The following is a 20,084-nucleotide window of genomic DNA, read 5'->3' as shown; positions in this document are numbered from 1 at the left end:
CCGACTCGCAATGAAAGGCTTGGGCGTGGCGTAGCGCGGCGCAACTTTCCCCGGGTTCAGGACGTTGGCGTCGCGACAAACCTGAAAAGGATCATGCGTGAGGATGACGGGCGCGCGCGGCGGGGTCGCAACGGGGCTGGTGCTGTGGCTGCTGAGCGGCGGGGCGCCGGCGATGGCGCAGGCGGATGACGGGTTCGACCCGGATCGCGACACGGTGACGGTCGGCATCGGCGGGGCATTGGTGCCGCGCTACGACGGCGCCGATTCGACCCGCTTCGTGCCGGGCGGGGTGGTTCGCGGCAAGCTGTCCGGCTTCGCCTTCTCGACCGTCGGCACCACCCTGTATGTCGATCTGGTCCGCGAACCGGCCGGTGCGCTCGACATCCAGTTCGGGCCGGTCGCCGGGGTCAACCTGAACCGCACGACCCGCAAGCTTGGCGATGCGCGGGTATCGGCGCTCGGCAAGCGGTCGGTCGCGGTCGAACTGGGCGGCTATGCCGGCATCGGCAAGACCGGAGTCGTCACCAGCGCCTACGATACGCTGTCGCTTTCGGTATCATGGCAGCATGACGTCGCCGGCGCGCATGGCAGCTTCGTCGTCTCGCCGACACTCAGCTACGGCACGCCGCTCAGCCGCACGACCTATGTCGGGCTGGCGGCGGCGGCGAATATCGTCGGCGGCGACTATGCCCGCTACTATTTCGGCGTGACCCCGGCCGGGGCGGCGGCGAGCGGCCTGCCGGCCTATACGCCCGGCGGCGGGGTGAAGGACATTAATGCCAAACTGTTGATCGGCCAGTCGCTGTCCGGCGACCTCCGGCGCGGATGGAGCCTGTTCGCGCTCGGCGGCTATGCGCGGCTGCTCGGCGATTTCAAGCGATCGCCGCTGGTTTCCGTCGCCGGAGACGCGAACCAATGGGTCGGCGCGGTCGGCGTCGGCTACACCTTCTGACGCTTCCCTTATCCGGCGCGATGGCTTAGGATCGCGGCTTGTCCCCGGGGGGCCGCGCGAGCGGCTGAGAGGCGGCTGTCACGGCCGCGACCCGCTGAACCTGATCCGGTTGATACCGGCGGAGGGAGGGAGCGGCTTTTCACCGGAAAACCGCGTCCGCTCTCCGCCCTGATGGAGAGTGAAGATGGCCGACATTCCCGCGCGTACCGAACTGAAGGTGACGACCGGCGCCATTCGCGGCAGCCGCAAGGTGCATGTCGGCCCGCTGGGCGTGGCGATGCGCGAGATCGCGCTGGAGCCGTCATCCGGCGAACCGCCGCTGAACGTCTACGACACCAGTGGCCCTTATACCGACCCGGACGCGGTGATCGACATCATGGCCGGCCTGCCCGAACGGCGCCGCGCCTGGATCGAGGCGCGCGGCGACGTCGAGCGCTATAGCGGGCGGGAAATCCGGCCGGAGGACAACGGCCAGCTTGGCCCGGACCGGTCCGGCGGGGTGCCGCAATTCCCGGCGACCGGCCGCCGGCCGCTTCGCGCCAAACCGGGCGGCAACGTCACCCAGATGCATTACGCGCGGCAGGGCATCATCACGCCGGAAATGGAATATGTCGCGATCCGCGAAAATCTGGGGCGTGAACAAATCGCCAACCAGATCCGCGACGGGCAGGATTTCGGCGCCGCCATCCCCGATTACGTGACGCCCGAATTTGTGCGGGACGAAGTGGCGCGCGGCCGCGCGATCATCCCCGCCAACGTCAACCACCCGGAAACCGAGCCGATGGCGATCGGCCGCAACTTCCTGGTCAAGATCAACGCCAATATCGGCAACAGCGCGGTCGCGTCGGACGTGGCGAGCGAGGTCGACAAACTGGTCTGGTCGATCCGCTGGGGCGCCGACACGGTGATGGACCTGTCGACCGGCCGCAACATCCACGACACCCGCGAATGGATCGTCCGCAATTCGCCGGTGCCGATCGGCACGGTGCCGATCTATCAGGCGCTGGAAAAGGTCGGCGGCATTGCCGAGGACCTGACCTGGGACATCTTCCGCGACACGCTGATCGAGCAGGCGGAACAGGGCGTCGACTATTTCACCATCCATGCCGGCGTGCGCCTGCCGTTCGTGCCGATGACCGCGAAGCGGGTGACCGGCATCGTCAGCCGCGGCGGCTCGATCATGGCGAAATGGTGCCTCGCCCACCACAAGGAGAGCTTCCTCTACACCCGGTTCGAGGACATCTGCGAGATCATGCAGGCCTATGACATTGCCTTCAGCCTGGGCGACGGCCTGCGCCCCGGATCGATCGCCGATGCCAATGACGAGGCGCAGTTCGCCGAACTGGCGACGCTGGGCGAGCTGACCCAGATCGCCTGGCGTCATGACGTCCAGGTGATGATCGAGGGGCCAGGCCATGTGCCGATGCACAAGATCAAGGCCAATATGGACAAGCAGCTGGAGGCGTGCGGCGAGGCGCCGTTCTACACGCTCGGGCCGCTGACCACCGACATCGCGCCGGGTTATGACCACATCACCTCGGCGATCGGCGCGGCGATGATCGGCTGGTTCGGCACCGCGATGCTCTGTTACGTGACGCCGAAGGAACATCTCGGCCTGCCCGACCGCGACGACGTGAAGGTCGGCGTCGTCACCTACAAGCTTGCCGCCCACGCCGCCGATCTGGCCAAGGGCCACCCGGCGGCCAAGCTGCGCGACGACGCGCTCAGCCGCGCCCGCTTCGAATTCCGCTGGCGCGACCAGTTCAACCTGTCGCTCGATCCCGACACGGCGGAGCAGTATCACGACCAGACCCTGCCGGCCGAAGGCGCCAAGACCGCGCATTTCTGTTCGATGTGCGGCCCTAAATTCTGTTCGATGAAGATCACCCAGGAAGTCCGGGAGTTCGCCGCGAAGCAGAATCAGGACAGCACCGGCTTCCTCGCCGCCGAAGACGCGGAAGCCGGGATGAAGCAGATGAGCGAGAAGTTCCGCGAAACCGGCTCGGAACTGTATATGGGCGCCGGCGGGCGGGAGCACGACTGAGCGGCCACGGATTCCGTCATCGCGCCCCGCCCGAAAAGGCGCCGCGCGATGACGGAGATGTCAGACGGGGCTTACCGCAACACCCCACGCCCACGCATGCGCAGGGTGTACCAGAGCAGCAACAGGGCGATGATCCAGATCGCGCCGGTCATCGCAAGGGCCTCGGCGGTACGCAGGCTGGCGGGGATCGGCGCGGCCATCTGGTAAATCGTCGCGATCGCCAGGCCGCACAGCGATATGGTGAAGGCGAGCACCGCCCAGTGGCTGCGCAGCAACAGCAGCAGCGCGCCGGCCACCCCGCCCCAAACGCCCAGTGCCCAGCCCGCGGTCGCCCACAACGGAAAGCCGTAGAAATACACCAGCTGATCTTGCGGAAAGGCCGCCATATAGGCGGCGTTGCGGGATTCGGTCATGATATAGTCAAAGGCGCCGAAGCCGTTCCAGGCAACCCCCATCAGGCCGGTCAGCCACAGGTGCCAGGGCCGGCTCGCGATCCTATCGCCCATTCACTGTCTCCCCACAGACACGGTCGAGCCTAGCATGGGGGTGGCGCCCGCCATATCCGACCAAAGGCCGATTGTCGGGGTAATTGAGCCACGGCGTTGGTGGCGCATGGTGCCGCCGCGAATGTGCAGCGCGGGAACGGCACCGTGGGCGAGAGGGGCACCGCAGGCCGGCGCCCGGCGCGATGACCGGGCAGTTGTCGGTGCAAAGGCGGGCGCGGAGGGTGCCTAGCGCGCGGCAGCCTTGCGCGGAGATTTGCGGCGTGCCGGCGTCGTCGGTTCCGTGTCCGTCTCCGCCGCCGCCGCGCCGGCGAGAAGCGGCGCGAGGTAGCGGCCGGTGAAGCTGCGCGGTTCCCTGGCTACAACTTCCGGCGTGCCGCTGGCGATCACCTCGCCGCCCTTGACGCCGCCTTCCGGCCCAAGGTCGACGATCCAGTCGGCGGTTTTGATCACGTCGAGATTATGCTCGATGACGACGACGCTGTTGCCCTGGTCGACCAGCGCATGCAGCACTTCCAGCAATTTGCGGACATCCTCGAAATGCAGGCCGGTGGTCGGCTCGTCGAGGATGTAGAGGGTGTTGCCGGTCGCCCGGCGGCTCAACTCCTTGGCCAGCTTGACGCGCTGGGCCTCGCCGCCGGACAGCGTCGTCGCTTGTTGTCCGACCTTGATATAGCCGAGGCCGACTTCGACCAGCATCGCCATCTTGTCGCGGATCGGCGGCACCGCCTTGAAGAACTCCGCCGCATCCTCGACCGTCATGGCGAGCACGTCGGCGATGCTGTGCCCCTTGAACTTCACCTCCAGCGTCTCGCGGTTGTAGCGGGCGCCCTTGCACACATCGCAGGTGACGTAGACGTCGGGCAGGAAGTGCATTTCGATCTTCAGCACCCCGTCGCCCTTGCACGCCTCGCAGCGGCCGCCCTTGACGTTGAAGCTGAACCGGCCCGGCTTGTAGCCGCGCGCCGCGCTTTCCGGCAGGCCGGCGAACCAGTCGCGGATGGTGGTGAAAGCGCCGGTATAGGTCGCCGGGTTGCTGCGCGGAGTGCGGCCGATCGGCGACTGGTCGATGTCGATGACCTTGTCGAGATGCTGCAGCCCGTCGATCCCGGCGTGCTGGCCGGCGAGCAGCCGGGCGCCATTCAGCTGGCGCGCGGCGGTGGCGTAGAGCGTGTCGATCGTCAGGCTCGACTTGCCGGAACCGGACACGCCGGTGATACAGGTGAAGGTGCCGAGCGGGATGCTGGCGGTCACCGATTTCAGGTTGTTGGCGGTGGCGCCGCGCACGGTCAGCGCCTTGCCGCTGCCCTTGCGCCGCTTCGCCGGCACCGCGATCTGCCGCCGCCCGGCGAGATAGTCGGCGGTGATGCTGCCTTCATGGGCGAGCAGTTCCGGCAGGGTGCCGCTGGCGACGACCCGGCCGCCATGCGCGCCGGCGCCCGGCCCCATGTCGACGATATAGTCGGCCTGGCGGATCGCGTCCTCGTCATGTTCGACGACGATGACGGTGTTGCCCAGGTCGCGCAGCCGGCGCAGCGTGACGAGCAGCATGTCGTTGTCGCGCTGGTGCAGGCCGATCGACGGTTCGTCGAGCACGTAGAGCACGCCAGACAGGCCGCTGCCGATCTGGCTGGCGAGGCGGATGCGCTGGCTCTCCCCGCCGGACAGGGTGCCGCTGGTCCGGTCGAGGTTCAGGTAATCGAGGCCGACATTGTTGAGGAAGCCGAGCCGTTCGACGATTTCCTTCAATATGCGTTCGGCGATCCGGCGCTGCTGGTCGGAAAGCTGGTCGGGCAGGGCGGTGAACCAGGCGAGCGCGTCGACCACCGACAGCCGGGTCGCGGCGCTGATGTCGGTCATCGCCAGCTTGACCGCCAATGCCTCCGGCTTCAGCCGCGCGCCGTGGCAGACCTCGCACGGCGCCGCCGACTGGTATTTGCCCAGCTCCTCCTGCATCCACGCGCTCTCGGTCTGGAGCAGGCGGCGGTTGAGGTTGCCGATCACCCCTTCGAACGGCTTCTTCACCTCATAGGATTTGCGCCCGTCCTGAAAGCGCAGGGTGACCGGTTTGCCCTTGGTGCCGTAGAGGATCGTGTCGTGGACGTCGGCCGACAGGGCCTGCCAGGGCGTGTCGAGCGCGAAGTCGAATTCGGCGGCCAGACTGGCCAGCACCTGCATGTAATAGGGACTGGGCGGGTTGGATTTGGCCCAGGGGACGATTGCGCCCTTCTTGATCGACAGCGCGTGGTTGGGAACGACAAGATCCTCGTCGAAGACCAGTTTTTCGCCCAGCCCGTCGCAGGCCGGGCAGGCACCCTGCGGCGCGTTGAAGCTGAACAGCCGCGGTTCGATCTCGGCAATGGTGAAGCCGGAGACCGGGCAGGCGAATTTTTCCGAAAAGACGATGCGGCCGGGCGGTGCATAATCCAGCTTCATGCCGCCTTTCTGCCCGTCCGCTTCCGCGTTGTCCCCGGCGCCGCCGGCATCGGCCGGGTCGACATAGGCAAGGCCGTCGGCCAGCTTCAGGGCGGTTTCGAACGAATCGGCCAGCCGGGTGCCGAGGTCGCCGCGCACGACGATGCGGTCGACGACAACCTCGATGTCATGCTTGTATTTCTTGTCGAGGGCGGGCGCCTCCTCGATGTCGTAGAACTGCCCGTCGATGCGGACGCGGGTGAAGCCGGCCTTCTGCCATTCGGCCAGTTCCTTGCGGTATTCGCCCTTGCGGCCGCGCACGACCGGGGCGAGCAGATAGAGGCGGCTGCCTTCCGGCAGTGCCGTTACCCGGTCGACCATCTGGGTCACCGTCTGCGCGGCGATCGGCAGGCCGGTGGCGGGTGAATAGGGGATGCCGACCCGCGCCCACAGCAGGCGCATGTAATCGTAGATTTCGGTGACGGTGGCGACGGTCGAGCGCGGGTTGCGGCTGGTCGTCTTCTGCTCGATCGAGATCGCCGGCGACAGGCCCTCGATATGGTCGACGTCCGGCTTCTGCATCATTTCGAGGAACTGGCGGGCATAGGCCGACAGCGACTCGACATAGCGGCGCTGCCCCTCGGCATAGATGGTGTCGAACGCCAGGCTGGACTTGCCGCTGCCGGACAGGCCGGTGATGACGATCAGCGAGTCGCGCGGCAGGTCGACGTCGACGCCCTTCAGGTTGTGCTCGCGCGCGCCGCGCACGGAAATATGGGTGAGCATGGCCGGCTTTGTTCCAGATTTGTTCGCGCGAGGCAAGGGCGCTTCGGGCGCCCGAAATGGGCAGTCGGCCGGGGGATGACAAGCGGCCGGCGGCGATCGGCGGTGGAAAGGGTTAAGCCATTCGTGCCCTTGCCCTTGGGGCCGGCGATGCCATATTCTCAGCCCATGCACCAAATGCTTCGCACGACGATGGCAACCCGCAAGACCGGCGAGGGGGACGACGAAGGCACCGGCCTTGGCGTCGCCACCCGCACACGCACGCAAACGAAGAAGCCGGCGCCCTATAAGGTGCTGATGCTGAACGACGATTACACGCCGATGGAGTTCGTCGTCCTCGTCCTCCAGCGCTTCTTCCGCATGGACATGGAGGCGGCGACGCGGGTGATGCTGCACGTCCACCAGAAGGGCGTCGGCGTCTGCGGCGTGTTCAGCTACGAAGTGGCGGAAGCCAAGGTCAACCAGGTCATCGACTTCGCCCGCCAGAACCAGCACCCGCTGCAATGCACGCTGGAGAAGGCGTAGGCGGCGCGGGCCGGCACAGCGGGATCGCCGCGCCGCGTCGCGGCGCGCGATGACGGGTGATCCCAATCCCTGCCTCAACCCGTTCATCCCGAGCGCAGTCGAGGGACGCACCAACCCCACCCACGAAAAACCGGCTCCCACAGTTCCACCGGATGCTTTAGATCGCATCCATGGATCGCATCATCATCACCGGTGGCAGGCGGCTTGAGGGCCGGTTGCCGATTTCGGGCGCCAAGAACGCGGCGCTGACCCTGCTGCCCTGCGCGCTGCTGACCGACGAGCCGCTGACATTGCGCAATTTGCCGCGGCTGGCCGATGTCGATGCGTTCGGCCATCTGCTCAACCAGATGGGCGTCTCGACGACGATCGAAGGCGCCAGCCCGGCGGATTTCGGCCGGGTGATGACGCTGCGCGCCAACCGCGTCACATCGACGGTCGCGCCCTACGACATCGTCCGCAAGATGCGCGCGTCGATCCTGGTGCTCGGCCCGCTGGTCGCGCGGGCGGGCGAGGCGACGGTGTCGCTGCCCGGCGGCTGCGCGATCGGCAACCGGCCGATCGACCTGCATCTGAAGGCGCTGGAGGCGCTGGGCGCGGAAATCGAGCTGGCCGCCGGCTATGTGAAGGCGGTGGCGCCGGGCGGGCGGCTGCCCGGTGGCGATTTCACCTTCCCGGTCGTATCGGTCGGCGCGACCGAAAATGCCGTCATGGCGGCGGTGCTGGCCAGTGGGCGCTCCGTCCTCGACAATGCGGCACGCGAACCGGAGATCGTCGACCTGTGCCGCTGCCTGGTGGCGATGGGCGCGCGGATCGGCGGCATCGGCGACAGCCGGCTGGTCATCGACGGGGTAAAAAAACTCTATGGCGCCACCTACAAGGTGATGGCCGACCGGATCGAGGCCGGCAGCTATGCCTGCGCCGCGGCGATGACCGGCGGCGCGCTCGACCTGATCGGTGCCTGCGCCGACGAGATGCGGGCGACGATCGCCGCGCTGGTCGAAGCCGGCATTCATGTCGAGGAACTGCCCGACGGGCTCCGCGTCGCCGCCAACGGGCCGATCCGCCCGCTGACCTTGTCGACCGCGCCCTACCCCGGTTTCGCCACCGACATGCAGGCGCAGTTCATGGCGCTGCTGGCGCTGGCCGAGGGGTCGAGCGTGCTGACCGAGACGATCTTCGAGAACCGCTACATGCACGTGCCGGAACTGGCGCGGATGGGCGCCGACATCCGCGTTTCCGGCCGCACCGCCGTCGTCGCCGGGGTAGACCGGCTGCACGGCGCGCAGGTGATGGCGACCGACCTGCGCGCGTCGATGAGCCTGATCATCGCCGGGCTGGCGGCGGAAGGCGAGACCCATGTCGCCCGCATCTATCACCTCGACCGCGGCTATGAGCGGCTGGAGGAAAAGTTGCAGGCGGTTGGCGCCGCGATCGAGCGCGCCGGCGGCGACTGAACAGCCGGGCCGTTATTGCCAGGGGCGGCAGGTCACGGGGCCGGCGGAGCGCGCCGGCCTAGCTGATGTGATTCAGCGCGTGAATGGTCAGGCCGACAAGGCCGCCGACCAGCGTGCCGTTGACCCGGATATATTGCAGGTCGCGGCCGACGGCGGCTTCCAGCCGGTCGGTCACGGTGCGTGCGTCCCAGCCGCGGATCGTGTCCGACACCAGCGTGACGATGCCGTCGCCGTAGCGCGCGGCCCCGCCGACGGCGGCGCGGCGAACGAAGCGGTTGATCGTCAGGCGCAGCCTTTCGTCCTGTTGCAGCGCCTCGCCAAGCTGCTTCGCCATCTCGCCCAGTCGGCCGCTCATCGCCGATCCGGGGTCGTTGACCGCATCGAGCAGCGCGGCGCGCGCCTGTTCCCACAGCCCGTCGATCCAGTGGCGCATCGCCGGGTTGTCGAGCAGGGCGTCGCGCAGATCGGCAACGCGGCGGCGCAGCCGTTCCTCGCTCTGCAGGTCCTCGGCCAGCGCGTTCAGTCCTTCTTCGGCGCGGACCCGCAGCGGGTGCGCCGGGTCGACGCTCATCTCGTCGAGCAGACGCAGCAGGCCGTCGATGATCTTGTTGGCCAGCGTTTCGTCCAGCCCGGTCCACCGCATCACCGCGCCGGCGCGTTCGTGGATCATCGCGCGGATCAGGTGCTCGTTCGCCTCCAGTGCCCGTCCGGCCCAGCGGATCGTGCCGTCGAGCAGCGGGACGTGGCGGTCCTCCTTGACCGCGGCGCTCAGCGCCTGGCCAAGAATCGGCGCGAAATCGATGGCGGCGATGCGCTGGACGATCGCGCCCTTGACCATGCCGCCCAGCCGTTCCTGGTCGAGCGCGCCCAATATGTCGGCGACGAGCCGCGAGGCGCCGTCGCGCAGCCGCCCCTCGCCGCCCACCGTCGGCGCGGTCAGGAAACGGCCGGCGGCGCCGGCGACGTCGACACCCCGCATCCGCCGCGCGACCACGGACGGGGTCAGGAAATTGTCGCGCAGGAACAGCGCCAGCGTATCGCCGATCCGGTCCTTGTTGCGCGGAATGATCGCGGTGTGCGGGATCGGCAGGTGCAGCGGGTGGCGGAACAGCGCGGTGACCGCGAACCAGTCGGCCAGCCCGCCGACCATCGCCGCTTCGGCAAAGGCGCGCACGAAGCCGGCGACCGGGTGGACAGGCTCGAAATGGCGGGCGGCAAGATAGACCGCCGCCATCACCAGCAGTAGGCCGGTCGCGGTCGCGCGCATGCCGGCATAGCTTTGCGGCGTGTGCAGGCGGTCGAGCCGGGCGCGGGTAAAGAAACTCATGCGATCAGAATGAACCGGAGGCGGAATGGTTCAACCCCTTTGTCCGCCCGACCGGAAAAGGGCGGGCGGACAAAGCGGTCACTCCGCCGGCTGGCTTGCGGGCGGCGGCGGGGCGGAGGCGCCGCCGTTGGTCAGGTGTTTGGACAGGCGCGGGCCGAGCCAGCGTTCGAAGCCGACGGCCAGGCTGAACGCGGCAGGCACGATCAGCAGGGTCAGCAGTGTCGACAGGATCAGCCCGCCGATCACGGTGATGCCCATCGGCGCGCGCCAGGCGCCGTCGCCGGTCAATGCGATCGCCGTCGGCACCATGCCGGCGACCATCGCCACCGTGGTCATCACGATCGGCTGGGCGCGCTTGTGGCCGGCGTCCATGATCGCCTCGTATTTGGGAACGCCCTTGTGAATCTCCTCCAGCGCGAAATCGACGAGCAGGATCGAATTCTTGCCGACGATGCCGAGCAGCATCAGCACGCCGATGAACACCGGCAGCGATAGCGGGTTGCCGGTCAGTAGCAGCGCCAGCCCGCCGCCGAGCGGGGCGAGCAGCAGCGAGCCCATGTTGACCAGCGGCGCCATCATACTGCGGTAGAGCAGGACCAGCACGCCGAACACCAGCAGCACGCCGGCGACGACGGCGATTGCGAAATTGACCAGCATTTCCTGCTGCCATTTCGAATCGCCGAGGATCAGGCGGCTGACCCCCATCGGCAGATTCTGCAACGACGGCAGCTTGTTGATCTTTTCCATCGCCTGGCCGCTGACCAGCCCCGGCGCCAGATCGGCGCCGATGGTCAGGCGGCGGACCTGGTTGTTGCGGTCGATCTGGGTCGGGCCGGCGCCGAAGCCGATATCGGCGACGACGGACAGCGGCACCGACCCGCCGGTCAGCGTCTGTACCGGCAGATTGCGGATCGTCGCCAGCCGCTGGCGCGAATCCTCGTTCAGCGCGACGCGGATCGGGATCTGGCGGTCGGACAGCGAGAATTTGGCGCTGTTCTGGTCGATCTCGCCCAGCGTTGCGATGCGGATCGCCTGGCTCAGCGCCTGGGTGGTGACGCCCAGTTGGGCGGCAAGGTCCAGGCGCGGGGTCAGCACGATTTCGGGGCGCTGCAGATTGCCCTCGATGCGCGGCGCGACGATTTCGCGCAGGTGGCTCATTTCATCGAGGATGTGGCGCGCGGTTTCGTTCAGCTTGTCCGGGTCGTCGCTGCCCAGCGTGATCGATATATCGCGGTTGCTGCCGCCGCCGCCGCCGAACTGCGACTGGAAATTGACCCGTGCGTCGGGGATGCGCGCCAGTTCCGGCGCGACCGAGCGTTCGAAGTCGACGCTCGACATCGGCCGGTCCTTGCGCAGGCGCAGATAGATGGTGGCGCTGCCGACGTCGATGCGCTCGAACGTGCCCTCGACCACGTCGGTGCGCTTTTCCATCATCGCCGCGACCCGGTCGGCCATCGCCGTCGTCTGTTCCAGCGTGGTGCCCGGCACCATCTTGATCGCGATCCGGCTGGTGTCGGAATTGATCGCCGGCTGGAAGGTCATCGGTAGCTGGCTGAACACCAGCAAGGTCATCGCGAAGGCCACGGCCCCGGCGCCGACCGTCCACCAGCGGTGGCGCAGCGTCCAGCGCAGGACCGACATGTACAGGTCCATCATCCGGCCTTCGCCGTGTTTCTGGTGGCCGTGGGCGTGGAGGAAATAGGCGGCCATCATCGGCGTGATCATCCGCGCGACGGCAAGGCTCATCAGCACCGCGGCGACCACGGTCAGGCCGAAATTCTTGAAGAACTGGCCGGTCACGCCCGGCATCATCCCGACCGGCAGGAACACCGCGACGATGGTGGAAGTGGTGGCGAGCACGGCGAGGCCGATTTCGTCGGCGGCGTCGATCGCCGCCTGATAGGCGGATTTGCCCATCCGCATATGGCGCACGATATTCTCGATCTCGACGATCGCGTCATCGACCAGCACGCCGGCGACGAGGCTGAGGCCGAGCAGGGTCAGGCTGTTCAGCGTGAAACCCATCAGGTCCATGAACCAGAAGGTCGGGATCGCCGACAGCGGGATCGCCAGCGCCGAGATGATCGTCGCCCGCCAGTCGCGCAGGAACAGGAAGACGACGATGACCGCGAGCACCGCGCCTTCGACCATCGCGTTCATCGCCGAATGATATTGTTCCTTGGTGTAGTCGACGTTGGTGAACAGCTGGGTGAAGGACACTTTCGGGTTCTGCTTGTTCAGCTGCTTCAGCACTTCGGCCGCGCCGTCGTAGACGGTGACGTCGGACATGCCCTTGGCGCGTTCGAAGCCGAAGCTCAGCACCTGCTTGCCGCCGGTGCGGGAGATCGAGCGCTGTTCGGCGTACAGGTCGCGCACGTCGGCGATGTCGGCCAGCTTGACGGTGCGGCCGTTGCCGATCGCGATCTGGGTCTGGCCAAGCGTATAGGCGTTGCGCGCGTTGCCGAGGATGCGGACCGACTGTTCCGAACCGGCGATTTCGGCACGGCCGCCGGCGGCGTTCAGGTTGACCTGGCGCAACTGGCTGTTCACCGCCGTCGCGGTCAACCCATAGGACTGCATCCGCGCCGGATCGAGGATGATGCGGATTTCGCGGTCGACGCCGCCTCGGCGGTAGACATCGCCCATGCCCGGCACCGCCAGCAGCGCCTTGGCGACGGTGTTGTCGACGTACCAGCTCAGTTCCTCCAGCGTCATATCGTCCGCTTCGGCGGCGTAATAGGCCAGGGTGTTGCCCGACGTGGACAGGCGGATGACCTGCGGTTCCAGAATGCCGTCGGGCAGATTGCTGCGGATCTGGGACAGCTTGTCGCGCACGTCGGTGACGGCGCGGTCGATCGGCGTGCCGATCGCGAACTGGATGAAGGTCTGCGACTGGCCTTCGGTGACGGTCGAGTTGATCTCGTCGATCCCCTCGATCGTCCGCACCGCCGCCTCGACCCGCTGAGTGACCTGGGTTTCCAGCTCAGTCGGCGCCGCGCCCGGCTGGGTGATGATGACCATCGCGCCGGGGAAGTCGATATCGGGGTCGTTCTGCACGTCCATCCGCATGAACGAGACGATCCCCGCCAGCGTCAGCGCGATGAAGATGACCAGCGGCGGAACCGGGTTGCGGATCGACCAGGCGGAGATGTTGCGGAAGTTCATGCCGGGGCGCCTCTCAGCCGGCCTTGTGGGGGACCGGGCGCACCTTCTGCCCCGGGCTGAGGAAGCCGCCGGCCGACATCACGACCTGCTCGCCGCCGTCCAGCCCGCTGGTGATCGACACGCCGCGGTCGGTCACCTGGCCGACGGTGATCGCGCGGCGCTCCGCGACATTGTCCTTGCCGATGACGTAGACGAAGCTGCCCTTGTCGTCGCTCTGCACCGCCGAATCGGGGACGAGCGGCACCGAATCGGTCCCGGCAAGGATCGACGCCTGAGCAAAGCCGCCGGGGCGCAGCGCCGGGTCGTAAGGCAGGGCGATGCGGGCGATGCCCTGCCGCGTGTCGGGGTTGATCACCGGCGACAACTGCCAGATGCGGCCGGCGAAGCTCTTGTCGGAACCGACCGGGATGACGGTGGCGGACGCCCCGACCTTCAGCCGGGTCATGTCGTCCTCGCTCAGTTGCGCGCGCAACTCCAGTTCGCCGCCTCGCGCCATGCGGAACAGCGTGCCGGTGCCGGAACCGACGACCTGGCCCGGCTCGACCGCGCGGGTCAGGACCAGCCCGGCGGCGGGGGCGCGGATGTCGAGCCGGCCGGTGCGCGCCCGCATCTCGCTCAGTTGGGCCTGCGCCAGGCCGACGCGGGCATTGGCGGCGTCGCGGGTCGCCTGCAACTGTTCGACCTGCGCCTTGGAAATGAACCCGCGATCGACCAGTTGCAGCGCGCGGTCGAGGTTAGCCTGCGCGATGCGGGCATCGGCGCGCGCGACGTTCAGCGCCGCCTGCTGCTGGGCGACCTGCTGGGTCTGCACCGAACGCTCGATCGTCGCCAGCACCGCGCCGGCGCCGACCCACTGGCCGGGCTGAACGAGTACCCGCGTCACCATGCCGCCTTCGCCGACGACGGCGACCGGCATGTCGACCTGCGCCGCCAGCGATCCGGTCGCATTGATCTCATGATCGACCGACTGGCGGCCGGGGACGAAAACGGTGACCGTCGGCTGTTGCTGCTGCGCGGCGGCGCCGTCGGCCGGGGCCGCGCTTTTGCCGTGCAGATAGAAGGCGAGCGCGGCGACGATCGCGACGGCGATGGCCGCGGCAATGGCGATCCGCCTGCGGGTCCAGCGCCGGGGCGGCGGATCCTGCGCGATCACGTCGGCGTCGTGGGAAAAGCCACCCTCGTAATTCATGTCTCTCACTTTCCGCCTTGAACGACTGGCGCGTGACTGTATTATATCAATAAGTCACCCGGCTCAAGGCACGTTTTGAAAGGCTGTTGTCGCTGGTCGGGGATGCGCCGCCGCCGGACGCGGCCGCGCTTATAACCGAAACCGGCGGCGGACCCAAGCGGGATCGTCGTCGATCCGCCGCATGACGCTTGATTTCCTTGCCATATGGGCAGACGTTTTTCCGGTGTCGTTGCAGCGGCGATACAGTCAGGCAAAGGAGGCGGCATGGAATATGTGCCGGTCTGGATCGCGATCGGCCTCGTCATCGGGGTTGTCGGCAAGCTGGCCATGCCGGGGCGCGACCCCGGCGGCTTCATCGTCACCATCCTGCTTGGCATTGCCGGCGCGTTGCTCGCGGGCTTTGCCTGCCGCGCCGCCGACATCGGCGGCGACGGCGGGCTGGCGATCCACGGCGCGGCGGCGGTCGGCGCGGCGGTGCTGCTGATCCTCTACCGCCTGGTCATGTGGTCGCGCACCCGCTGAAGCCGCCGTTCATCGGCGATGCAGGCCGGGCGTGCTGAATGCGCCCGTATCCCGTTGCGTATGGAGGAATATTCGTATGAAGACCGCTCTCGTTCCGCTGGCCCTGGCCGCCGCTGCCGCCCCGCTGGCCGCGCAGACGGCGGTGCCGGTCACGCCGGTCGCCGGCACGCTGCTCGACATCGAGGCGACCGGCGAGACGACGCGGGTGCCGGACGTCGCGCTGATCACCGCCGGCGTCACCACCACCGCCGCCGACGCGGCGACGGCGATGCGCGACAATGCGGCGCGGGTCGACCGGGTCGTCACCGCGCTGAAGCGCGCCGGCATCGCCGACCGTGACATGCAGACGGCGCGGATCGCGCTCAGCCCGCAATATCGCTATGAACAGAACAAGCCACCGGTGCTGACCGGCTATCAGGCGTCGAACCAGATCAGCGTCCGCTTCCGCGACATCGCCAATGCCGGGCCGGTGCTCGACGCGCTGGTCCGGGAAGGGGCGAACGAAATCTCCGGGCCGGACCTGACGCTGGACAAGCCGGAAGAGGCGCTGGACGAAGCACGGCTGGCGGCGGTGAAGATCGCCCGCGCCCGCGCGGAACTCTATGCCAAGGCGGCGGGGCTGCAGGTGAAGCGCATCGTCTCGATCAGCGAAAGCGGCGGCATCGCCCAGCCCAGGCCGGTGATGATGGCGCGCAGTTTCGACATGGCGGCGGCGGCGCCGCAGAGCAAGGTTGTCGCTGGCGAACAGCAGGTCGGCGTGACGCTCAGCGTCCGCTTCGAGCTGCAATAACGGTGGATATGGCTGCGGCCGGCGCCCTTACCGGGGCGCCGGCCGCGATAGCCGGTATCAGCGGACGCTGCCGCGCCGGATCAGGTTGACGATGGCCAGCAAGATGATCGCGCCGACCAGGGATACCAGGAAAGAATAGACGGTCAGCGGGGCGTTGTTGATCGAACCGCCCGAAAAGATCAGCCCGCCGATGAACGCGCCGACGACGCCGACGACGATGTTGAGCAGAACGCCCTGCTGGGCGTCGGTCCGCATGACCAGGCTCGCCAACCACCCGATGACGCCACCGACAACCAACCAGATGATGATACCCATAGCATCCCTCCTGCTTTTGCCCCATCCGCCAGGATGGTGTCCGCAAAGACGCGTGAGAGGATGAACTGGTTCCGGTCAAAAGACCAGATTGTTTCGGCGGCGTCCTGCGCCGCGCCGCCGATGGCCGGGCCGGTTGCGGGATTGTCCTGTCGATTACTGGCGACGCGGCTCAGTATTTCTGCTGGCGTTCGTACAGCGACTTGTAATGCTGGATGCGGGTGACGCGCAGCCCCGGCATGCCGGAACGGTCGACCGCGCGCTGCCAGCCGGCGAATTCCTCCACCGTCAGGTTGTAGCGGTCGCACACCTCGTCGACCGAGAGCAGACCGCCGTTCACCGCCGCGACGACTTCCGCCTTGCGCCGGACCACCCAGCGGGTGGTGTCGGCAGGCGGCAGCGTCTCCAACGTCAGCGGCTCGCCGAGCGGGCCGATAACCTGGGCGGGACGGATTTTCTGGTTCTCGATCATTCTTACCTCTGTACGCGGGGGGAATACGCACCCCGATCTTCACTGCGTCGACACTCTTACGCCCGGCCGTTTTAGGAACGCTGAAACGGCAAGGTAAAAACCCCGGTCATGTTGGTGTAGTTTGGGTTAGCAGCGCCGCGACCGCGGGGTTGAAGCTGCCTGACACCCGCTGAACACCGCGTCCGAACAGCGCGACCATGCCGTCCAGCGTCGGGTCCGAAACGCGCACCGGCGCGGCCAGCGCGGCCTGGGCACGCGCGGTCGGGCTGGTCATCTGGCGGCTGGCGAGGCCGGCGAGCAGCACGGGCAGGTCGCGCGCGGGCCGGGGCACCGCGCCTTGTCGATCCAGTCGTGCGAAACCCAGGTCCATGCCGCGTCGTTGCCCTTCAACCGTCGCCCCGACCCTTTGTTGTAGGGACGAAGGCTGAAGAGGGCGTAAAGCCGGCTGTGCCTTTTCGGTGACTCGGCGGCAGATCGTCGCCGGCATCCGTCCGCTCGCCGCAAAATTGTGGAGAAAGGGTTAAGGCCGGACCGCTGCGGCCAACATGGTTCCGCCGGCAGGCGAACGGCGTTATGGGGCTGTCACGTCACCAGAAACACGTCAGGCCCGTTGCGCATGTCCGCCGATTTCCAGTTATCCCCGCCGCTTGCCGCCCGCCGCATCGTCGTCGCCATGTCCGGCGGCGTCGATTCGTCGGTGGTCGCGGCGCTCGCCGCCCGGTCCGGGGCGGAGGCGATCGGCGTGACGCTGCAACTCTACGATCACGGCGCGGCGACCGGGCGCAAGGGCGCGTGCTGCGCCGGACAGGACATTCGCGACGCGCGCCAGGTCTGTGACCGGCTCGGCATCGCCCATTACGTGTTCGACCATGAAAGCCGCTTTCGCGAATCGGTGATCGAGGCGTTCGCCGACGAATATCTCGCCGGGCGCACGCCGATCCCCTGCGTGATGTGCAACATGGGGGTGAAGTTCACCGACCTGCTCGGCCTGGCGCGCGAACTGGGCGCCGATTGCCTGGCGACCGGCCATTACGTCCGCCGCGTCGTCGGTCCGGCCGGGCCGGAACTGCACCGCGCCGCCGACCCGGCCCGCGACCAGAGCTATTTCCTGTTCGCGACCACGGCGGAGCAGCTCGACTTCCTGCGCTTCCCGCTCGGCGGCATGCCGAAGCCGGCGGTCCGCGCCCTCGCCGCCGAACTCGGCCTCGGCGTCGCCGCCAAGCCGGACAGCCAGGACATCTGCTTCGTTCCCGACGGCGATTATGCCGGCGTCGTCCGCAAGGTCCGGCCGGAAGCGGAAACGGCGGGCGAGATCGTCGATCTCGCCGGGCAGGTGCTCGGTCGCCATCGCGGGCTGATCCATTACACCGTCGGCCAGCGGCGCGGGATCGAGATCGGCGGGCAGGCCGAACCGCTCTACGTGATCCGCCTCGACGCCGCGACCCGCCGCGTCGTCGTCGGCCCGCGCCGGGCGCTGGCGGTCGACTCGGCGCGGCTGACCGACCTGAGCTGGATCGGCGGCGATCACCGCGGTCCGCTGTTCGCCAAGGTGCGCTCGATGGCGAAGCCGGTTGCGGCGCGGCTCGACGGCGACCGGCTGTATTTTGCCGCGCCGGAATATGGCGTCGCGCCGGGGCAGGCGGCGGTGCTTTATGCCGGCGACCGGGTGCTTGGCGGCGGCTGGATCGCCGAAACCGAATCCGCGTTGCGCGAAGCGGCCTGACCGGCAAAACAGGTTGTTGCATCGTGCCGGGCGTGCCGCTACAGGGGCGCCTCGCGGGCGCCGCCCCGTGTACTGGCGAGGGGCCGTAGCTCAGTTGGGAGAGCGCGTCGTTCGCAATGACGAGGTCAAGGGTTCGATTCCCTTCGGCTCCACCAAGCCAGGTACAGCATCCCGCACCACTACCCGCGCCGCCGGGGCCGATTGCCGCCCGGCCGCTTTGCTGTAGAAGCAGCGGCAAGGGGGGCATTGCCCATGCGCTATGATGCGCTGATCGTCGGCGGCGGCCACAACGGACTGGTCTGCGCCTTCTACCTCGCCCGTGCCGGTTTGAAGGTCCGGGTGCTGGAACGGCGCGCGGTGGTCGGCGGCGCGGCGGTGACGGAGGAATTTCACCCAGGCTTCCGCAACTCGACCGCCAGCTACACGGTCAGCCTGCTGCGGCCGAAGCTGATCGCCGATATGAAGCTGGCCGATCACGGTTTTCGCGTCGTCGAGCGGCCGATCGCCAATTTCTTCCCGCGCGGAGACGGTTATCTGAAGCTCGGCGGTGGCATGGCGCGCACCCAGGCGGAATTCGCCCGCTTCTCGGCCCGCGACGCCGCCGCCTTCCCCGCTTATTCCGACGCGCTGGAACGGATCGCGGAACTGTTGCGCGCGATGGCGCTGACCGTGCCGCCCAATGCCGGCGGCGGGCTGGGCGCGCTGGTCGCCGCCGCGGCGCAGGGGCGGCGGCTCGCCGCGCTGCCGCTCGACGCGCAACGCGACCTGCTCGCCCTGTTCGTGCAGAGTGCGCGCGATTTCCTCGACGGCTGGTTCGAAAGCGACGCGGTCAAGGCCGCCTTCGGCTTCGACGCGGTGGTCGGCAATTTCGCCGGCGCCTCGACCCCCGGCTCCGCCTATGTCCTGCTCCATCACGTGTTCGGAGAGGTCAACGGCCACAAGGGCGCCTGGGGCCACGCGATCGGCGGCATGGGCGCGATCACCCAGGCGATGGCCGCAGCCTGCCGGGGCGTGGGGGTTGAGATCAGCCTGGAAACCCAGGTGGAAAGACTGCTGGTCGACGGCGGCAGGGTCGCCGGCGTTATGCTGGCCGGCGGCGCCGAAATCGCCGCGCCGATCGTCGCCGCCAATGTCGGTCCGGCGCTGCTCTACCGCCAGCTCGTCGACCCGGCGGATCTGACCCCCGAGTTCCGCCGCCGCATCGCCGGCTACCGCACCGGCTCCGGCACCTTCCGGATGAACGTCGCTTTGTCCGAACTGCCCGACTTCACCGTGCTGCCTGGCCGCGAATGCGCCGAGCATCACCGCGCGGGGATCATCATCGCCCCGACCCTCGACTATATGGATGCGGCGTTCGACGATGCGAAACGCGACGGCTGGTCGCGCCGACCGATCGTCGAGATGACGATACCGTCGACCGTCGACGACAGTCTGGCGCCGCCCGGCGCCCATGTCGCCAGCCTGTTCTGCCAGCAATTCGCACCGGAACTGCCCGGCGGGCGCAGCTGGGACGACGCGCGCGAGGCGGCGGCCGACCATGTCATCGCCACGGTCACCGAGCACGCGCCGAATTTCAAGGCGTCGGTCATCGCCCGCCAGATTCATTCGCCGCTCGACCTGGAGCGCAAGTTCGGACTGATCGGTGGCGATATCTTCCACGGCCATATGAGCCTGGACCAGCTGTGGGCGGCGCGGCCGATCCTCGGCTACGGCGCCTATCGCGGGCCGATCGCCGGGCTGTACATGTGCGGCGCCGGCACCCACCCCGGCGGCGGCGTCACCGGCGCCCCCGGCCACAACGCCGCCCACGCCATCCTTGGCGACCGGAGCGTTGCCGGCCGGTTGTTCCGCCGCTGGCCGCGGGAATAGCCGCTGCCCTTGGATCGCCGCCGCGCAAGGCGCATATCG

General features: G+C 68.0%; 16 protein-coding genes, 1 tRNA gene and 1 riboswitch. Of the genes, 9 read left to right on the top strand and 8 right to left on the bottom strand.

Features of this window, described 5'->3' with window-relative positions; all coding sequences use genetic code 11:
• The first annotated feature begins 103 nt into the window (after window positions 1–103).
• Together ACMT1E_RS14245 and thiC are read left to right on the top strand one after the other, a co-directional pair.
• Window positions 104–952 carry a MipA/OmpV family protein gene (locus tag ACMT1E_RS14245; protein ID WP_414903454.1) on the top strand — a complete coding sequence of 283 codons (849 nt, stop codon included), beginning with the start codon at window positions 104–106 and terminating at the stop codon, window positions 950–952.
• Window positions 953–987: 35 nt separating this feature from the next.
• Window positions 988–1,096, top strand: a riboswitch (TPP riboswitch).
• Window positions 1,097–1,136: 40 nt separating this feature from the next.
• Window positions 1,137–2,996 carry a phosphomethylpyrimidine synthase ThiC gene (thiC, locus tag ACMT1E_RS14240; protein ID WP_414901054.1) on the top strand — a complete coding sequence of 620 codons (1,860 nt, stop codon included), beginning with the start codon at window positions 1,137–1,139 and terminating at the stop codon, window positions 2,994–2,996.
• A gap of 71 nt (window positions 2,997–3,067) precedes the next feature.
• Here the strand turns inward: thiC and ACMT1E_RS14235 are convergent, their stop codons facing one another.
• Both ACMT1E_RS14235 and uvrA read right to left on the bottom strand, forming a co-directional pair.
• Window positions 3,068–3,502, bottom strand: coding sequence for a hypothetical protein (locus ACMT1E_RS14235; RefSeq protein WP_414901053.1), 435 nt, complete (start codon window positions 3,500–3,502; stop codon window positions 3,068–3,070).
• Between the two features lie 225 nt (window positions 3,503–3,727).
• Entirely contained in the window at window positions 3,728–6,700 is a 2,973-nt protein-coding gene (gene uvrA, locus ACMT1E_RS14230; RefSeq protein ID WP_414901052.1) for an excinuclease ABC subunit UvrA, read from the bottom strand.
• Window positions 6,701–6,874: 174 nt separating this feature from the next.
• Here uvrA and clpS point away from each other — a divergent pair, with 174 nt between their 5' ends.
• On the top strand, window positions 6,875–7,222 hold the full coding sequence (gene clpS, locus ACMT1E_RS14225) for an ATP-dependent Clp protease adapter ClpS (protein ID WP_414903452.1): 348 nt from the start codon (window positions 6,875–6,877) through the stop codon (window positions 7,220–7,222).
• A gap of 170 nt (window positions 7,223–7,392) precedes the next feature.
• Window positions 7,393–8,676, top strand: a complete 1,284-nt coding sequence (gene murA / locus ACMT1E_RS14220) for a UDP-N-acetylglucosamine 1-carboxyvinyltransferase (protein ID WP_414901051.1) — start codon at window positions 7,393–7,395, stop codon at window positions 8,674–8,676.
• Window positions 8,677–8,734: 58 nt separating this feature from the next.
• Here murA and ACMT1E_RS14215 read toward each other — a convergent pair whose 3' ends face one another.
• The 3 genes from ACMT1E_RS14215 to ACMT1E_RS14205 all read right to left on the bottom strand — a co-directional run bounded on the left by ACMT1E_RS14215 (window position 8,735) and on the right by ACMT1E_RS14205 (window position 14,357).
• Window positions 8,735–10,003 carry a DUF445 domain-containing protein gene (locus tag ACMT1E_RS14215; RefSeq protein WP_414901050.1) on the bottom strand — a complete coding sequence of 423 codons (1,269 nt, stop codon included), beginning with the start codon at window positions 10,001–10,003 and terminating at the stop codon, window positions 8,735–8,737.
• A 78-nt stretch (window positions 10,004–10,081) separates the two neighbouring features.
• Window positions 10,082–13,168, bottom strand: coding sequence for an efflux RND transporter permease subunit (locus ACMT1E_RS14210; RefSeq protein ID WP_414901049.1), 3,087 nt, complete (start codon window positions 13,166–13,168; stop codon window positions 10,082–10,084).
• Window positions 13,169–13,181: 13 nt separating this feature from the next.
• Window positions 13,182–14,357: an efflux RND transporter periplasmic adaptor subunit gene (locus ACMT1E_RS14205; protein WP_414903450.1), complete on the bottom strand. Its 1,176-nt coding sequence runs from the start codon at window positions 14,355–14,357 to the stop codon at window positions 13,182–13,184.
• A gap of 264 nt (window positions 14,358–14,621) precedes the next feature.
• Here ACMT1E_RS14205 and ACMT1E_RS14200 point away from each other — a divergent pair, with 264 nt between their 5' ends.
• Both ACMT1E_RS14200 and ACMT1E_RS14195 read left to right on the top strand, forming a co-directional pair.
• Window positions 14,622–14,879 carry a GlsB/YeaQ/YmgE family stress response membrane protein gene (locus ACMT1E_RS14200; RefSeq protein ID WP_414901048.1) on the top strand — a complete coding sequence of 86 codons (258 nt, stop codon included), beginning with the start codon at window positions 14,622–14,624 and terminating at the stop codon, window positions 14,877–14,879.
• Between the two features lie 76 nt (window positions 14,880–14,955).
• Window positions 14,956–15,669, top strand: coding sequence for an SIMPL domain-containing protein (locus ACMT1E_RS14195; protein ID WP_414901047.1), 714 nt, complete (start codon window positions 14,956–14,958; stop codon window positions 15,667–15,669).
• Between the two features lie 57 nt (window positions 15,670–15,726).
• Here the strand turns inward: ACMT1E_RS14195 and ACMT1E_RS14190 are convergent, their stop codons facing one another.
• The 3 genes from ACMT1E_RS14190 to ACMT1E_RS14180 form a co-directional block, all read right to left on the bottom strand.
• Complete coding sequence (locus tag ACMT1E_RS14190) at window positions 15,727–15,984, bottom strand: GlsB/YeaQ/YmgE family stress response membrane protein (protein WP_414901046.1); 258 nt, start codon at window positions 15,982–15,984, stop codon at window positions 15,727–15,729.
• A gap of 169 nt (window positions 15,985–16,153) precedes the next feature.
• On the bottom strand, window positions 16,154–16,453 hold the full coding sequence (locus ACMT1E_RS14185) for a DUF1153 domain-containing protein (RefSeq protein ID WP_136162891.1): 300 nt from the start codon (window positions 16,451–16,453) through the stop codon (window positions 16,154–16,156).
• A gap of 106 nt (window positions 16,454–16,559) precedes the next feature.
• Window positions 16,560–16,823, bottom strand: coding sequence for a hypothetical protein (locus tag ACMT1E_RS14180; RefSeq protein WP_414901045.1), 264 nt, complete (start codon window positions 16,821–16,823; stop codon window positions 16,560–16,562).
• Between the two features lie 246 nt (window positions 16,824–17,069).
• Here ACMT1E_RS14180 and mnmA point away from each other — a divergent pair, with 246 nt between their 5' ends.
• From mnmA to ACMT1E_RS14165, 3 genes are all read left to right on the top strand, one after another.
• A complete protein-coding gene (gene mnmA / locus ACMT1E_RS14175) occupies window positions 17,070–18,176 on the top strand; it encodes a tRNA 2-thiouridine(34) synthase MnmA (protein ID WP_414901044.1) in 1,107 nt (368 codons plus the stop codon).
• Between the two features lie 79 nt (window positions 18,177–18,255).
• Window positions 18,256–18,331, top strand: a tRNA-Ala gene (locus tag ACMT1E_RS14170).
• A 97-nt stretch (window positions 18,332–18,428) separates the two neighbouring features.
• Complete coding sequence (locus ACMT1E_RS14165; RefSeq protein ID WP_414901042.1) at window positions 18,429–20,045, top strand: phytoene desaturase family protein; 1,617 nt, start codon at window positions 18,429–18,431, stop codon at window positions 20,043–20,045.
• Window positions 20,046–20,084: the final 39 nt, after the last annotated feature.

This window comes from Sphingomonas flavalba (assembly GCF_047553045.1).
Classification (GTDB): domain Bacteria; phylum Pseudomonadota; class Alphaproteobacteria; order Sphingomonadales; family Sphingomonadaceae; genus Sphingomonas_L; species Sphingomonas_L flavalba_A.
Note: the sequence above shows the minus strand (reverse complement) of the source record. Positions and strands in the feature narration are given on the sequence as shown.

Bases quoted from the DNA above. Each gene is read 5' to 3' on its own strand.
- ACMT1E_RS14190 (WP_414901046.1), bottom strand. From the start codon at position 15,984: ATGGGTATCATCATCTGGTTGGTTGTCGGTGGCGTCATCGGGTGGTTG.
- ACMT1E_RS14165 (WP_414901042.1), top strand. From the start codon at position 18,429: ATGCGCTATGATGCGCTGATCGTCGGCGGCGGCCACAACGGACTGGTC.
- ACMT1E_RS14185 (WP_136162891.1), bottom strand. From the start codon at position 16,453: ATGATCGAGAACCAGAAAATCCGTCCCGCCCAGGTTATCGGCCCGCTC.
- ACMT1E_RS14215 (WP_414901050.1), bottom strand. From the start codon at position 10,003: ATGAGTTTCTTTACCCGCGCCCGGCTCGACCGCCTGCACACGCCGCAA.
- ACMT1E_RS14205 (WP_414903450.1), bottom strand. From the start codon at position 14,357: ATGAATTACGAGGGTGGCTTTTCCCACGACGCCGACGTGATCGCGCAG.
- ACMT1E_RS14180 (WP_414901045.1), bottom strand. From the start codon at position 16,823: ATGGACCTGGGTTTCGCACGACTGGATCGACAAGGCGCGGTGCCCCGG.
- murA (WP_414901051.1), top strand. From the start codon at position 7,393: ATGGATCGCATCATCATCACCGGTGGCAGGCGGCTTGAGGGCCGGTTG.
- mnmA (WP_414901044.1), top strand. From the start codon at position 17,070: ATGTCCGCCGATTTCCAGTTATCCCCGCCGCTTGCCGCCCGCCGCATC.
- ACMT1E_RS14195 (WP_414901047.1), top strand. From the start codon at position 14,956: ATGAAGACCGCTCTCGTTCCGCTGGCCCTGGCCGCCGCTGCCGCCCCG.
- ACMT1E_RS14245 (WP_414903454.1), top strand. From the start codon at position 104: ATGACGGGCGCGCGCGGCGGGGTCGCAACGGGGCTGGTGCTGTGGCTG.
- uvrA (WP_414901052.1), bottom strand. From the start codon at position 6,700: ATGCTCACCCATATTTCCGTGCGCGGCGCGCGCGAGCACAACCTGAAG.
- ACMT1E_RS14235 (WP_414901053.1), bottom strand. From the start codon at position 3,502: ATGGGCGATAGGATCGCGAGCCGGCCCTGGCACCTGTGGCTGACCGGC.
- ACMT1E_RS14200 (WP_414901048.1), top strand. From the start codon at position 14,622: ATGGAATATGTGCCGGTCTGGATCGCGATCGGCCTCGTCATCGGGGTT.
- clpS (WP_414903452.1), top strand. From the start codon at position 6,875: ATGCTTCGCACGACGATGGCAACCCGCAAGACCGGCGAGGGGGACGAC.
- ACMT1E_RS14210 (WP_414901049.1), bottom strand. From the start codon at position 13,168: ATGAACTTCCGCAACATCTCCGCCTGGTCGATCCGCAACCCGGTTCCG.
- thiC (WP_414901054.1), top strand. From the start codon at position 1,137: ATGGCCGACATTCCCGCGCGTACCGAACTGAAGGTGACGACCGGCGCC.